The following is a 13,727-nucleotide window of genomic DNA, read 5'->3' on the forward strand; positions in this document are numbered from 1 at the left end:
CACCCTTTTATATTCACTATTCTTCTTAGAAGCTGCCTTTTACAACAACGTCAGACAGTGGGAAACGTCCTGATGGACGTGCTGGCACTTGTGCCTTACCTACACTAATGAGCATGGTTGGCAGGTATCGTGCTGGAATATTGAATTGCTCGATCAATTGTGCTGGAATAAATCCGCCCATTGCGCAAGTATCGTAGCCCAAAGATTTAGCAGCCAGCATAATGTTTTGTGCTGCAAGAGCAGAGTTCAGGATCGCTGCATCGCGAGCTACCTGCGGGTTTTGATAAGCACCATTGATTTGACCTACCAATGCGTCACGGATTTCCGCTGGCAATGCGCCTGCTTCTACCGCTTGATCATAAATGACAGCATTGCGGTTCGCTTCCAAATCACCCAGTACGGCAATCGTAACAGAGCTTTCTGCTACTTGACCTTGGTTGTAGGCGATAGGCAGCAATTTTTGTTTGTCCGCTTCACTTTCGATAACAAGGAATTTCCAATGTTGAAGGTTCCAAGCGGAAGGAGCTTCTACCGCGGCAGTCAAGATAGCTTCCAGATCTTCCTCTGGCATTTTAAAATCCTTTACATAGCTTTTTACCGCGTGTCTTTCACTAATAACAGATAGGGTTTCATTTTTCCGGCTGCTCGACATTCTGGGCACACTCCTAATTTCTTAATATATATCTTGAATCTTTATTAACTTCCCAAACTACTGCAATTATAAAAATGATAGTGAATGATGTCAATATGTTTAAGTATGACCCCGCACTCAAAATACAGTACAATATGGATAAACACATGATATCGGCAAATGCCTGCCGATGGGACAAGACACGATGAGTTCATACTGTTCTCATTTGAATTTAAAAAGGAGCGTTACTATGATCGGATCGTTTAAAAAAACGGATATTGCTTTATTTGCCGCGTGGGTAGTAGCTTGTGTGGCGACATTGGGCAGTCTGTATCTCAGCGAAATCTTGGGGTATGAGCCTTGTAAGCTGTGCTGGTTTCAGCGCATTCTAATGTATCCCTTGACCCTTCTGCTCGGAATTGCATATTTTCGAGGTGATACGAAGATACGCATTTACGTTATGCCATTAGCTATTATCGGTGGTGCGATTTCGGCCTATCATTTTATTATTCAGCGTATCCATGCAGCCGCCAGAGCAGCCACGCAAACTTCAACGGCCTGCGGCAGAGTATCCTGTGAACAGGATTACCTGAACTGGTTGGATTTCATCACCATTCCGTTTCTCGCACTCATTGCTTTTATCCTTATTATTGCAGCGATGGTTTATATCATGCGCCAAGAGAAAAAATCAGCCGCAGGTGAGGTACAAGCACAAGAACTCGCATAAGATGAAAGAGACCCGATTATAGGGCCGGTTACCACCAAAAAGCGTATAATCCGCTTGCCGGAGGAAAGACTGTAACTAAAAATATCCATTGTATATGTGCTATAATGTAAAAGGTTTGCAGTCTGTCCAATAACGCTTATATTCCTTATAGAGGGGGCCAGTCCATGTTTCATATCAGCACCCCATTGCTGCAATATGGCGCAACTTTCGGTATGATCTTAATCGCTATATCGGCTATTTTCATCCGTATGAAGACAGGTCATCGCCCGATTAATGCCAAAAAAATCATCATTCCTCCGCTCGGCATGAGCACCGGCTTTATGATGTTTGTGGTGCCAGAAGTACGGGTTCCCTGGCTTTGGGCGCTGGGCGCTTTTCTGATCGGCTGGTTTATTTTTTCCTACCCGTTGATCCGTAGCACCAAATTTGAGTTACAAGAAGGGCTGGTTTTCGTGCAACGCTCGCGCACCTTCTTTTTTATCCTGATCAGCCTGCTGATCGTCCGATTGCTGCTGCATGAATTTATTCAGCATTACATTACCATCCCGCAAACAGCAGGGCTATTTTTCATACTAGCCTTCGGGACGTTGTTACACTGGCGGCTCCGTATGTATTTTCAATATCGTCAGTTCGTTCCGGATGAGACGGAAGTCCGCATCTGACCAACCGATATTTAACGTGCATACTCGCATGTTACTGTGTAGACCCAAAAGACCCGTTCTCCTAACAGGAGGTCGTGTCTTTTGGGTCTTTTAGTCTATCAGGGGCCAATTTATTAAGGTGGTGCTTTTTGTTGTCGTTCTTGAAAACGTCTCACTCTCCCAAGGCTCTGCGGTCAGCTTGGGATTAACGCCTTGATGCCGTGCTGCCTGGACGACGGGCGCTAGGCACTTACTGGGAGCTCTCCTTTGTAAACAGCACGCTGCCGTTTGTGTTATTCTGCGGAGCATAAGCGCCATCCCAGGTGATAAAGAAGCTTGCTCCAGTGTAGACTTCATTCAGGGCGTTGTTCCAAAGCGAATAATCGAATTCCTTGAGCTGATTATTGTTGCGATCTACATGGTCGCCACCCACGGCTGGCCCAATTTCGCAAAAGCCATAAGTTTTGCCAAGTCCTTTAATGTCATTGTAAGCCATCTTGATTTCATTGTCATTGGACGGATCGTCGCTGTAAGCGTCGATGCCAATCCATGTGACATAGCTAGATCCGGGGTAATAAGCAGCCGCGTTAGCTCCTTTATTTGGGGCATAGACAAAATTGACGTTGGACATGCCATTGGTCGTCACGATGTAATTGTACAGATTGATGTACAGATTCTTATAGTCTGTCGTATTCTTGTTTCCCCACCAGAACCAGCCTCCGTTCATTTCATGGAAGGGTCTGTAGTAAACGGGGGATGAGTTAAACTTTTGCAGACCGGTCACAACATTGTCAACCTGGGCCTTATAATTCTGCAGCCATGCAGGGCTGGACGAATTGATGGATGAAATGTCTGTATTGGCCAAGATATTAAAATCGGACTCAGACATCGGGGCGTTTACATTTCCACCCTGGGGATTGGGCATGTGGGTGGAAACGGTGACGATTTTTCCCAGGTCTTGGATGGCAGAGGCGCTATTAGAAGTAATAGAGGCTGCATCGGTGCCCCCCTGGTTCCAGTTCAGCAGATCATAGGAGACAATGTCAGGGTTGTAGGTCCAAACAGGGCTGGTGTTTACACTTCCGTCATAGCCTAGGAACATGCCTGTATAGTTGATATTGCTCTCCGCGCCTGCCGTTATTGGTAGCGAGAATAATAGTGCAGCCCCGGTCAGGGCGCTGATCAAGCTCTTCGTTTTCTTGAATGAATTCATATTGGTTATCCTCCTAATGTTTATATCTTGCTGCTTGTAATCGCAAGGCTTATGGTCAATTACTTCATCCAGCAACTTTTATCATTCTTTTTGTCCATAACATAACCTCCGTTTTTCCTCAATTCTGAGTTCCGTAATGAGTCTTTTTTCTAGTACACCCCTCCTGTTCAATAAGACAATTCTGATTCGCCAACCTACATATTTTTCGTTTTAGCGAGTTGATCTCCATTTGCCTAAAGGAATACACTTTTGTGACCCTCAATTATATCGACATCAAGGGAAAAGGTTGAAATAGTTCTATTAGATCAAAAAAATAATTCAGTTAACAATAAACAAACAAACTTTGCAAAGTGTGGTAGAGACTAAGTGTGTAATAAAGGAAATACTTTTATTTCACTCTTATGAATTCAGATTCAAATTATTGCTATTTTTGGACTATATAGAAGATTCATAATCACACACTTAACGTATCCTGTTATCAGTAGCCTAGAAAATAAACACACGTGCAGAATAGTTAGCAACGGTGGATCACTAGCGTCTATCAGAACTAAACTGATCACTCTGAAAACATAGCGTTTATTTTCTTTAAAATGTTGGCTTGGCACTCATGAAACAAAAAAACCGATATTCGGCCTTTGGGCCAAATTCGGTTTTTAGAGGTGAAACTATTATTCCCCAGTTTCCTATATTCTTCTTCCTGCGATTTATGTGGAATAATGTAATGCCATTACTCCGTTTCGTTCCAGCATTCGTACAACCAAACAATCAGGAAATGGTCTGGAAAAACTTGTACGTGCCAACTCTATTCAAAGTGGGACGGATCCAGAAAAATCAAATCTTCAGAGAAATCATACAACTACAATCGTGCTATCGAGTTAGGAGATTGGAGCTCCGAGCGACTTGAATTAGAAAAGGAGTTTTAAAATAGTGGGGCAAATAACGGGGCATGTTAGGTTAGTAAGGACGATGAGTAACCAGTCTGTGTAAATCTATGAAGTATAATAACAACTACAGAACCATCATCGATTTAGACTATAATGTTCTAACTCTTGAGCTTTATTGATTAAGGACACGATGTTTTTTAAAAGCACAAAAAAAAGAGATGGCATAAGCCGTCTCTTTTTTCATCTATAGAAAGCGGGTGATGGGAATCGAACCCACGCTACCAGCTTGGAAGGCTGGAGTTCTACCATTGAACTACACCCGCAAAAAAATGGTCGGGATGACACGATTTGAACATGCGACCCCCTGGTCCCAAACCAGGTGCTCTACCAAGCTGAGCTACATCCCGTAATAGATGCCGGTGAGAGGACTCGAACCTCCACGGTTTCCCTCACGATTTTGAGTCGCGCGCGTCTGCCAATTCCGCCACACCGGCTTATGAAGTTAATGGCGCGCCCTGAGAGATTCGAACTCCCGGCCTTTTGATTCGTAGTCAAACGCTCTATCCAGCTGAGCTAAGGGCGCAAATATGGAGCGGACGACGGGAATCGAACCCGCGACCCTCGCCTTGGCAAGGCGATGCTCTACCGCTGAGCCACGTCCGCAAAAACAGGTATGCGCGTGGAGGGACTTGAACCCCCACGTCAAAGACGCTAGATCCTAAGTCTAGTGCGTCTGCCAATTCCGCCACACGCGCATACAATGATAATGGTGAGCCATGAAGGACTCGAACCTTCGACACCCTGATTAAAAGTCAGGTGCTCTACCAACTGAGCTAATGGCTCTTAATGGCTGGGGATATAGGATTTGAACCTATGCATGACGGAGTCAAAGTCCGTTGCCTTACCGCTTGGCTAATCCCCATTATGTATTTAACAGGGCGATCAATGGGCCTTGGACCCACGAATGCCGTAGCCACAATTCGGTACGTTAATCCATTCGTCACGACCACCATAATAATAAAACTGGTGGAGGATGATGGATTCGAACCACCGAACCCGTAAGGGAGCAGATTTACAGTCTGATGCGTTTGGCCACTTCGCTAATCCTCCAAAATGGTGCCGGCGAGAGGACTTGAACCCCCAACCTACTGATTACAAGTCAGTTGCTCTACCAGTTGAGCTACACCGGCATATTAAGTTAAATGGCGGAACTGACGGGATTCGAACCCGCGATCTCCTGCGTGACAGGCAGGCATGTTAGGCCTCTACACCACAGTTCCAGAGGCATTTCCATCAGGAAATTAATTGCGGGGGCAGGATTTGAACCTACGACCTTCGGGTTATGAGCCCGACGAGCTACCGAACTGCTCCACCCCGCGACATTGAAGGTACTTCTCAATATTACTCATGGTGGAGGCTGAGGGGATCGAACCCCCGACCCTCTGCTTGTAAGGCAGATGCTCTCCCAGCTGAGCTAAGCCTCCATACTACTATGACCCGTAGGGGATTCGAACCCCTGTTACCTCCGTGAAAGGGAGGTGTCTTAACCCCTTGACCAACGGGCCACATATCTATTATAAGAGCTGGCGGAGAGAGAGGGATTCGAACCCTCGAGACGCTTTTGGCGCCTACACGATTTCCAATCGTGCTCCTTCGGCCAACTCGGACACCTCTCCATATGGCTCCCCGAACAGGACTCGAACCTGTGACAACTCGATTAACAGTCGAGTGCTCTACCAACTGAGCTATCAGGGAATATTGGTGGAGCCAAGGGGGATCGAACCCCTGACCTCCTGCGTGCAAGGCAGGCGCTCTCCCAGCTGAGCTATAGCCCCATCTTAGAAATAACCATTAAAATTCTGATTATGTAAAGGTTAGTCTTACAGGCGAAAAAAAATCCCCAGAGAAGGGGCTTATGCTTGGCGGCGTCCTACTCTCCCAGGACCCTGCGGTCCAAGTACCATCGGCGCTGGAGGGCTTAACGGTCGTGTTCGGGATGGGTACGTGTGGAACCCCTCCGCTATCGCCACCAAACATGAATTTGCCTCGCAAATTCTAACTTCAAGGTTACACCCTGAAAACTGGATCCGAAACTTCCTTGCGTCTTATCTTTAGGATAAGCCCTCGACCGATTAGTATTGGTCAGCTCCATGCATTACTGCACTTCCACCCCCAACCTATCTACCTCGTCGTCTTCAAGGGGTCTTACATACTGGGAAATCTCATCTTGAGGGGGGCTTCACGCTTAGATGCTTTCAGCGCTTATCCCTTCCGTACATAGCTACCCAGCGGTGCTCCTGGCGGAACAACTGGTACACCAGCGGTACGTCCATCCCGGTCCTCTCGTACTAAGGACAGCTCCTCTCAAATTTCCTACGCCCACGACAGATAGGGACCGAACTGTCTCACGACGTTCTGAACCCAGCTCGCGTACCGCTTTAATGGGCGAACAGCCCAACCCTTGGGACCTACTTCAGCCCCAGGATGCGATGAGCCGACATCGAGGTGCCAAACCTCCCCGTCGATGTGGACTCTTGGGGGAGATAAGCCTGTTATCCCCAGGGTAGCTTTTATCCGTTGAGCGATGGCCCTTCCATGCGGTACCACCGGATCACTAAGCCCGACTTTCGTCCCTGCTCGACTTGTAGGTCTCGCAGTCAAGCTCCCTTCTGCCTTTGCACTCTTCGAATGATTTCCAACCATTCTGAGGGAACCTTGGGGCGCCTCCGTTACTCTTTAGGAGGCGACCGCCCCAGTCAAACTGCCCACCTGACACTGTCCTCGTACCGGATCACGGTACCAAGTTAGAACCTAGATACGATCAGGGTGGTATCCCAAGGATGCCTCCTCTCAAGCTGGCGCTCAAGATTCTACGGCTCCCACCTATCCTGTACAGATCGTACCCAAATTCAATATCAAGCTGCAGTAAAGCTCCATGGGGTCTTTCCGTCTTGTCGCGGGTAACCTGCATCTTCACAGGTATTAAAATTTCACCGGATCTCTCGTTGAGACAGCGCCCAAGTCGTTACGCCATTCGTGCGGGTCAGAATTTACCTGACAAGGAATTTCGCTACCTTAGGACCGTTATAGTTACGGCCGCCGTTTACTGGGGCTTCGGTTCATAGCTTCGCCCGAAGGCTTACCACTCCCCTTAACCTTCCAGCACCGGGCAGGCGTCAGCCCGTATACTTCGCCTTGCGGCTTCGCACAGACCTGTGTTTTTGCTAAACAGTCGCTTGGGCCTTTTCACTGCGGCCCCCTCGGGCTATTCACCCTACCGAGGCACCCCTTCTCCCGAAGTTACGGGGTCATTTTGCCGAGTTCCTTAACGAGAGTTCTTCCGCGCGCCTTAGAATTCTCTTCTCGCCTACCTGTGTCGGTTTGCGGTACGGGCACCTTCTCCTGGCTAGAGGCTTTTCTTGGCAGTCTGAGATCATGACCTTCGCTACTCCAATTTTCGCTCCCCATCACAGCCCAGCCTTAACGATGTGCGGATTTGCCTACACATCAGCCTCACTGCTTAGACGGACATCCATCAGTCCGCGTCACTACCCTACTGCGTCACCCCATCGCTCATAACGGATTACGGTGGTACAGGAATTTCTACCTGTTGTCCTTCGACTACGCCTATCGGCCTCGCCTTAGGTCCCGACTTACCCTGAGCGGACGAACCTTCCTCAGGAACCCTTAGGCTTTCGGCGGATCTGATTCTCACAGATCTTTTCGTTACTCATACCGGCATTCTCACTTGAATGCAGTCCAGCGCTCCTTCCGGTACACCTTCAACCCGCATTCAACGCTCCCCTACCCCTGATGCAAGCATCAAGCCATAGCTTCGGTGGTGTGTTTAGCCCCGTTACATTTTCGGCGCAGAGTCACTCGACCAGTGAGCTATTACGCACTCTTTCAATGGTGGCTGCTTCTAAGCCAACATCCTGGTTGTCTGTGCAACTCCACATCCTTTCCCACTTAACACACACTTGGGGACCTTAGCTGATGGTCTGGGCTGTTTCCCTTTCGACAATGGATCTTAGCACTCACTGTCTGACTCCCGGAACTAAATCTATGGCATTCGGAGTTTGACTGAGCTTGGTAACCCTTGCGGGCCCCGCACCCAATCAGTGCTCTACCTCCACGATTCTTTTTTCCGAGGCTAGCCCTAAAGCTATTTCGGGGAGAACCAGCTATCTCCGGGTTCGATTGGAATTTCTCCGCTACCCCCACCTCATCCCCGCATTTTTCAACATGCGTGGGTTCGGGCCTCCAGTGCGTGTTACCGCACCTTCACCCTGGACAGGGGTAGATCACCCGGTTTCGGGTCTACGTCCACGTACTCAGTCGCCCTATTCAGACTCGCTTTCGCTGCGGCTTCAGCTCTTCACCTTAACCTTGCACGGGAACGTAACTCGCCGGTTCATTCTACAAAAGGCACGCCATCACCCATAGATCGGGCTCTGACTTCTTGTAAGCACACGGTTTCAGGATCTATTTCACTCCCCTTCCGGGGTGCTTTTCACCTTTCCCTCACGGTACTGCTTCACTATCGGTCGCCAGGGAGTATTTAGCCTTGGCAGATGGTCCTGCCGGATTCATACGGGGTTTCACGTGCCCCGCACTACTCGGGATCCGTCTCGGAGGGAACAAGTTTTGAACTACAGGGCTTTTACCTTCTCTGGCGGGCCTTTCCAGACCTCTTCATCTAACCGGTTCCTTTGTAACTCCATGTGAGACGTCCCACAACCCCAAGGAGCAAGCTCCTTGGTTTGGGCTAATCCGCGTTCGCTCGCCGCTACTGACGGAATCACTATTGTTTTCTCTTCCTCAGGGTACTTAGATGTTTCAGTTCCCCTGGTCTGCCTCTCACTCACCTATGAATTCAGTGAGTAGTGACTGTCGATGAAGACAGCCGGGTTTCCCCATTCGGACATCCCCGGATCAAAGCTTGCTTACAGCTCCCCGAGGCCTTATCGTTGTTCGCCACGTCCTTCGTCGGCTCCTGGCGCCTAGGCATCCTCCGTGTGCTCTTTGTAGCTTAACCTAGTATCTACAATGTAAATACGATTTGCTACCTTTATTTCACTTGTTTACACAAGATCAGCTTAAAGGAATATTCTAAAACGCAATTTCGTTTCGGTATCCAGTTTTCAAGGTGCAATTTGAGAGTTTGAACTCTCAAAACTGAGCAACGAGTGAGTAATTTTTGAAGCTTATGCTTCATATTTGAATGTTTCCATTGCAGGAAACGATTCTCCATAGAAAGGAGGTGATCCAGCCGCACCTTCCGATACGGCTACCTTGTTACGACTTCACCCCAATCATCTACCCCACCTTCGGCGGCTGGCCCCTTGCGGTTACCTCACCGACTTCGGGTGTTGTAAACTCTCGTGGTGTGACGGGCGGTGTGTACAAGACCCGGGAACGTATTCACCGCGGCATGCTGATCCGCGATTACTAGCAATTCCGACTTCATGTAGGCGAGTTGCAGCCTACAATCCGAACTGAGACCGGCTTTTCTAGGATTGGCTCCACCTCGCGGCTTCGCTTCCCGTTGTACCGGCCATTGTAGTACGTGTGTAGCCCAGGTCATAAGGGGCATGATGATTTGACGTCATCCCCACCTTCCTCCGGTTTGTCACCGGCAGTCTGCTTAGAGTGCCCAGCTTGACCTGCTGGCAACTAAGCATAAGGGTTGCGCTCGTTGCGGGACTTAACCCAACATCTCACGACACGAGCTGACGACAACCATGCACCACCTGTCTCCTCTGTCCCGAAGGAAAGGCCTATCTCTAGACCGGTCAGAGGGATGTCAAGACCTGGTAAGGTTCTTCGCGTTGCTTCGAATTAAACCACATACTCCACTGCTTGTGCGGGTCCCCGTCAATTCCTTTGAGTTTCAGTCTTGCGACCGTACTCCCCAGGCGGAATGCTTAATGTGTTAACTTCGGCACCAAGGGTATCGAAACCCCTAACACCTAGCATTCATCGTTTACGGCGTGGACTACCAGGGTATCTAATCCTGTTTGCTCCCCACGCTTTCGCGCCTCAGCGTCAGTTACAGCCCAGAGAGTCGCCTTCGCCACTGGTGTTCCTCCACATCTCTACGCATTTCACCGCTACACGTGGAATTCCACTCTCCTCTTCTGCACTCAAGCTCTCCAGTTTCCAGTGCGACCCGAAGTTGAGCCTCGGGATTAAACACCAGACTTAAAGAGCCGCCTGCGCGCGCTTTACGCCCAATAATTCCGGACAACGCTTGCCCCCTACGTATTACCGCGGCTGCTGGCACGTAGTTAGCCGGGGCTTTCTTCTCAGGTACCGTCACTCTTGTAGCAGTTACTCTACAAGACGTTCTTCCCTGGCAACAGAGCTTTACGATCCGAAAACCTTCATCACTCACGCGGCGTTGCTCCGTCAGGCTTTCGCCCATTGCGGAAGATTCCCTACTGCTGCCTCCCGTAGGAGTCTGGGCCGTGTCTCAGTCCCAGTGTGGCCGATCACCCTCTCAGGTCGGCTACGCATCGTCGCCTTGGTAGGCCTTTACCCCACCAACTAGCTAATGCGCCGCAGGCCCATCCACAAGTGACAGATTGCTCCGTCTTTCCTCCTTCTCCCATGCAGGAAAAGGATGTATCGGGTATTAGCTACCGTTTCCGGTAGTTATCCCTGTCTTGTGGGCAGGTTGCCTACGTGTTACTCACCCGTCCGCCGCTAGGTTATGTAGAAGCAAGCTTCTACATAACCCCGCTCGACTTGCATGTATTAGGCACGCCGCCAGCGTTCGTCCTGAGCCAGGATCAAACTCTCCATTAAAGACCAACCAGAGTTGGTTATAGAAAGAGCGATTAGCTCATTTTGAAACTGACGAGATAAAATATCTCATTGTTTGATTTTGCGAACAAAATCATTTACTCACTCGTTGTTCAGTTTTCAAAGATCAAATTCTTTTCACTGCGTTTTTCAGCAGCTATAAGATCATATCATGTTCGTTTCAAAAATGCAAAGGTTATTTTTTTCTTCTTTTCGAAGGTTATTTCGCCCTAGTTATACTTTTTCGAAACGGCTGTTTTGTTGTCAGCTCAAATAATATACCATTTAGCTTTACTGATTACAACATGTAAAAAATTCCAGTTAATAACCACCAACCGATTTTTTTCAACATCAGTTCTACAACTGTATCCATTAAACCTTTGAATTTGTTTTTCTTCATTATAGACATCGTGAGTATTTAACTGGATCTATTGCATGCAGGCAATTGCTTTAGAGCAAGCATCATTAGCTTAAGTCAGATAATGACCTTGTTTTTGAATAGTATAAAACTAATGCATTTAAGTGTATATTAGAGCATGAAAATCGAGATCCAACAAATGCTAAAATGGCGGAGGATCAATGGTCAATGTTTCTTCCATTGCTGGTCTGAAAGCATTTCCGGCATACGGCGCTTACGTGGCATCAAAACATGCAATTCAAGGTCTTACCAATGAAGCGAGCTGGCGATCCAGCAGTTGCAAAAGGTATCGCTTGATTCTCTCTGACGAAGCTTCCTATATAATTGGATCAACATTAACGATTGATGTTGGCTTGGTACTTTTTAAAATTACTTACCCAAAAAATAGCATCCTTGTATATTTCACATATATGCTTTCCCATCACCGTCAGCATCACCCCCATACCTCTGGATCAGCATCAGGCTCTTCTTTTCTTCAGCAGAAAAGTAGCCTTCTTCCATAGGTTGTCAGTCCGGTCATTCTCACTACATGCAGAACCGTGAAATACGGTCCACTTACAGAACTAATCCGAGTCAGAGAATTCTTTTATAGAATGCACGTGGTAAAAGAGGCTGTCCTTTGGACAGCCTCTTTTCTGTAATATGTCTACTTATTTAATTCGTTAGTCTGTACGTTACTGATGGATGCCTGCTTTTATTGCTGGGTCAAAATGATTGGACCGTCTGCTGTAATTGCCAGCGTATGCTCGTATTGTGCCGACAAACCGCCGTCCAACGTACGCGCGGTCCAGCCGTCTGCATCAATTTTACTACGGTATGTGCCTGTGTTGAGCATCGGCTCAATTGTAATGACCATGCCCTCTTTCAAACGTGGTCCACGATGCGGAGGTCCGTAATGTGGAACCTGCGGTTGCTCATGCATTTCTTCCCCAATGCCATGCCCAATAAATTCGCGTACGACCGAGAAGCCTTCCGCTTCCGCGTAAGTTTGGATCGCATGGGAAATATCCCCGATCCGATTACCAACAACAGCTTGCTCAATCCCTTTATACAGAGACTCTTTGGTAACGTCCAACAGCTTTTGTGCCTGCTCAGACACATTCCCTACCGCGTACGACCAAGCAGAATCAGCCAACCAGCCATTCAGGTTCACAACCATGTCGATCGTCACGATGTCGCCATCCTTCAATGGTGTTTTGTTAGGAAAGCCGTGGCAAATCACATCATTAGGTGAACCACAAGTTGCAAACTGGTAGCCGTTATAACCCTTTTGCTCCGGCGTTGCGCCGTGCTTCTTCATAAATGATTCTGCAAAGGCGTCGATTTCCAGTGTCGTAATACCCGGCTTAATCATTTTGGCAATTTCCCGGTGGCAGGCAGCCAAAATTTCGCCGGCTTTTTTCATATTTTCAATTTGTTCTTTGGTTTTAATGATAATCATTAAACGTTCTCCTTCTTATCCGTGTTCGTTCCACTTTTCACTGTTTCTTTTTTCTGCTTCTATTGTAACGCTAAAAGCAGCGAAATGGAACCGATGTCAATTGATACCGTTTACAGGGACTTAAACGGGGTTTATAATACTCCATAATTTGTATACATGTATGCAAAATTATTTGCAAGATAGGAGTATTCTATGAAATATCCAACAACCTGGTTACAGGGCGCATCGCTTGGAGAGAGGATTGCTTGTGAACTCCGACTTCAGATTATACGCGGTATGCAGACACCCGGCACTGTTCTATCTGAGAATCAGATTGCTACCGATTTTGGTACCAGTCGTTCTCCTGTGCGTGAAGCCATGAAAGTGCTCTCAGGCGAAGGACTTATCCGTTTGGAGCGCATGGGGGCGGTTGTGATCGGTATGACACCCAGTGATATGGAGGAGCTATTCGACGTACGAATGCTGATTGAGCATTTTGTTGTTCAAAGGTATGTACATAAGGATAATACCATATTGGTAACCACTTTAAATCAGATGATCGACAAAATGGAAGTCGCTCTCAAGCACAGGGATATCGCTGAATTTTCTCTTCAGGACTTTAATTTTCATGAAAGTCTGGTTCTGGAAGCAGGCCATACCCGTATTCTCCATACATGGAATGGTATGAGACAGTTGATCCTGACAGTTATGCTGGCTGCGACAGAACAACGATTTGCGTCTAACATCGAAGAATCTCAAGTCACAATTCGCAAGCACCGCACCTTTGCAAATGCTTTAAACCAAGCGAATGCTCAGGAGTTGTCACGACTTATCGAGGAACATTATCGAGACACCCGCAACGCGGTTAACGATAGCGTTTTGTCCTCCTATAGAAAGACATTATCCTAGTTGCAACTTGCTTGGCAAAGAGCCAGTGTACCGCGCCTTTATGCGTGCTCCAGCTGACGCGGCTCTTTTTCCAGACT

At 47.8% G+C, this 13,727-nt stretch carries 7 protein-coding genes, 17 tRNA genes and 3 rRNA genes; 4 read left to right on the forward strand and 23 right to left on the reverse strand.

The annotated features are described in order from the left end of the window. Nucleotides 1–25: 25 nt before the first annotated feature. Complete coding sequence (locus tag C0638_RS05285) at nucleotides 26–652, reverse strand: nitroreductase family protein (protein WP_013369121.1); 627 nt, start codon at nucleotides 650–652, stop codon at nucleotides 26–28. Between the two features lie 229 nt (nucleotides 653–881). Here C0638_RS05285 and C0638_RS05290 point away from each other — a divergent pair, with 229 nt between their 5' ends. Both C0638_RS05290 and C0638_RS05295 read left to right on the forward strand, forming a co-directional pair. Next, nucleotides 882–1,358: a disulfide oxidoreductase gene (locus C0638_RS05290; protein WP_102163376.1), complete on the forward strand. Its 477-nt coding sequence runs from the start codon at nucleotides 882–884 to the stop codon at nucleotides 1,356–1,358. Nucleotides 1,359–1,522: 164 nt separating this feature from the next. After that, a complete protein-coding gene (locus tag C0638_RS05295) occupies nucleotides 1,523–2,020 on the forward strand; it encodes a CcdC family protein (RefSeq protein ID WP_040102282.1) in 498 nt (165 codons plus the stop codon). Between the two features lie 229 nt (nucleotides 2,021–2,249). Here C0638_RS05295 and C0638_RS05300 read toward each other — a convergent pair whose 3' ends face one another. The 21 genes from C0638_RS05300 to C0638_RS05400 all read right to left on the reverse strand — a co-directional run bounded on the left by C0638_RS05300 (nucleotide 2,250) and on the right by C0638_RS05400 (nucleotide 10,906). Continuing rightward, on the reverse strand, nucleotides 2,250–3,212 hold the full coding sequence (locus C0638_RS05300; RefSeq protein WP_102163377.1) for a glycoside hydrolase family 26 protein: 963 nt from the start codon (nucleotides 3,210–3,212) through the stop codon (nucleotides 2,250–2,252). A gap of 1,136 nt (nucleotides 3,213–4,348) precedes the next feature. Further along, nucleotides 4,349–4,419, reverse strand: a tRNA-Gly gene (locus C0638_RS05305). Nucleotides 4,420–4,426: 7 nt separating this feature from the next. Continuing rightward, a tRNA-Pro gene (locus tag C0638_RS05310) sits at nucleotides 4,427–4,503 on the reverse strand. 7 nt (nucleotides 4,504–4,510) lie between these two features. Further along, a tRNA-Leu gene (locus C0638_RS05315) sits at nucleotides 4,511–4,590 on the reverse strand. Between the two features lie 12 nt (nucleotides 4,591–4,602). Beyond that, a tRNA-Arg gene (locus tag C0638_RS05320) sits at nucleotides 4,603–4,679 on the reverse strand. A gap of 5 nt (nucleotides 4,680–4,684) precedes the next feature. After that, nucleotides 4,685–4,759: transfer RNA gene (locus tag C0638_RS05325), tRNA-Gly, on the reverse strand. Between the two features lie 11 nt (nucleotides 4,760–4,770). After that, a tRNA-Leu gene (locus C0638_RS05330) sits at nucleotides 4,771–4,851 on the reverse strand. A gap of 12 nt (nucleotides 4,852–4,863) precedes the next feature. Further along, nucleotides 4,864–4,939, reverse strand: a tRNA-Lys gene (locus C0638_RS05335). Nucleotides 4,940–4,943: 4 nt separating this feature from the next. After that, nucleotides 4,944–5,018: transfer RNA gene (locus C0638_RS05340), tRNA-Gln, on the reverse strand. A gap of 102 nt (nucleotides 5,019–5,120) precedes the next feature. Then, nucleotides 5,121–5,206: transfer RNA gene (locus tag C0638_RS05345), tRNA-Tyr, on the reverse strand. 4 nt (nucleotides 5,207–5,210) lie between these two features. Continuing rightward, nucleotides 5,211–5,286, reverse strand: a tRNA-Thr gene (locus tag C0638_RS05350). A gap of 13 nt (nucleotides 5,287–5,299) precedes the next feature. Continuing rightward, a tRNA-Asp gene (locus C0638_RS05355) sits at nucleotides 5,300–5,376 on the reverse strand. A gap of 25 nt (nucleotides 5,377–5,401) precedes the next feature. After that, nucleotides 5,402–5,475, reverse strand: a tRNA-Met gene (locus tag C0638_RS05360). A 29-nt stretch (nucleotides 5,476–5,504) separates the two neighbouring features. Then, nucleotides 5,505–5,580: transfer RNA gene (locus tag C0638_RS05365), tRNA-Val, on the reverse strand. A gap of 9 nt (nucleotides 5,581–5,589) precedes the next feature. Further along, nucleotides 5,590–5,661 (reverse strand) — tRNA-Glu (locus C0638_RS05370). Between the two features lie 19 nt (nucleotides 5,662–5,680). Then, nucleotides 5,681–5,772 (reverse strand) — tRNA-Ser (locus C0638_RS05375). Nucleotides 5,773–5,775: 3 nt separating this feature from the next. Continuing rightward, nucleotides 5,776–5,851, reverse strand: a tRNA-Asn gene (locus C0638_RS05380). A gap of 4 nt (nucleotides 5,852–5,855) precedes the next feature. Further along, nucleotides 5,856–5,931: transfer RNA gene (locus C0638_RS05385), tRNA-Ala, on the reverse strand. Nucleotides 5,932–6,013: 82 nt separating this feature from the next. Beyond that, nucleotides 6,014–6,130 (reverse strand): 5S ribosomal RNA (gene rrf, locus C0638_RS05390). A gap of 78 nt (nucleotides 6,131–6,208) precedes the next feature. Continuing rightward, nucleotides 6,209–9,134, reverse strand: a 23S ribosomal RNA gene (locus C0638_RS05395). Nucleotides 9,135–9,352: 218 nt separating this feature from the next. Continuing rightward, nucleotides 9,353–10,906, reverse strand: a 16S ribosomal RNA gene (locus C0638_RS05400). Together the 16S, 23S and 5S rRNA genes with 17 tRNA genes alongside form the textbook arrangement of a ribosomal RNA operon. Nucleotides 10,907–11,482: 576 nt before the next feature. Between C0638_RS05400 and C0638_RS25295 the strand changes: the two genes are divergently transcribed. After that, nucleotides 11,483–11,824: an SDR family NAD(P)-dependent oxidoreductase gene (locus C0638_RS25295; RefSeq protein WP_199771168.1), complete on the forward strand. Its 342-nt coding sequence runs from the start codon at nucleotides 11,483–11,485 to the stop codon at nucleotides 11,822–11,824. Nucleotides 11,825–12,015: 191 nt separating this feature from the next. On the opposite strand, the gene map is transcribed toward C0638_RS25295, so the two are convergent. After that, nucleotides 12,016–12,762, reverse strand: a complete 747-nt coding sequence (gene map, locus C0638_RS05410; RefSeq protein WP_013369117.1) for a type I methionyl aminopeptidase — start codon at nucleotides 12,760–12,762, stop codon at nucleotides 12,016–12,018. Nucleotides 12,763–12,954: 192 nt separating this feature from the next. Here map and C0638_RS05415 point away from each other — a divergent pair, with 192 nt between their 5' ends. Next, on the forward strand, nucleotides 12,955–13,650 hold the full coding sequence (locus tag C0638_RS05415) for a GntR family transcriptional regulator (protein ID WP_102163378.1): 696 nt from the start codon (nucleotides 12,955–12,957) through the stop codon (nucleotides 13,648–13,650). Nucleotides 13,651–13,727 lie beyond the last annotated feature (77 nt).

It is taken from the genome of Paenibacillus sp. lzh-N1, assembly GCF_002872435.1.
In the GTDB taxonomy this organism is placed as follows: Bacteria; Bacillota; Bacilli; order Paenibacillales; family Paenibacillaceae; genus Paenibacillus; species Paenibacillus polymyxa_C.

Excerpts from the sequence above, each read along its gene's own strand:
- C0638_RS05415 (WP_102163378.1), top strand. The coding sequence starts at position 12,955 with ATGAAATATCCAACAACCTGGTTACAGGGCGCATCGCTTGGAGAGAGG.
- C0638_RS05300 (WP_102163377.1), bottom strand. The coding sequence starts at position 3,212 with ATGAATTCATTCAAGAAAACGAAGAGCTTGATCAGCGCCCTGACCGGG.
- C0638_RS05290 (WP_102163376.1), top strand. The coding sequence starts at position 882 with ATGATCGGATCGTTTAAAAAAACGGATATTGCTTTATTTGCCGCGTGG.
- map (WP_013369117.1), bottom strand. The coding sequence starts at position 12,762 with ATGATTATCATTAAAACCAAAGAACAAATTGAAAATATGAAAAAAGCC.
- C0638_RS05295 (WP_040102282.1), top strand. The coding sequence starts at position 1,523 with ATGTTTCATATCAGCACCCCATTGCTGCAATATGGCGCAACTTTCGGT.
- C0638_RS25295 (WP_199771168.1), top strand. The coding sequence starts at position 11,483 with ATGGTCAATGTTTCTTCCATTGCTGGTCTGAAAGCATTTCCGGCATAC.
- C0638_RS05285 (WP_013369121.1), bottom strand. The coding sequence starts at position 652 with ATGTCGAGCAGCCGGAAAAATGAAACCCTATCTGTTATTAGTGAAAGA.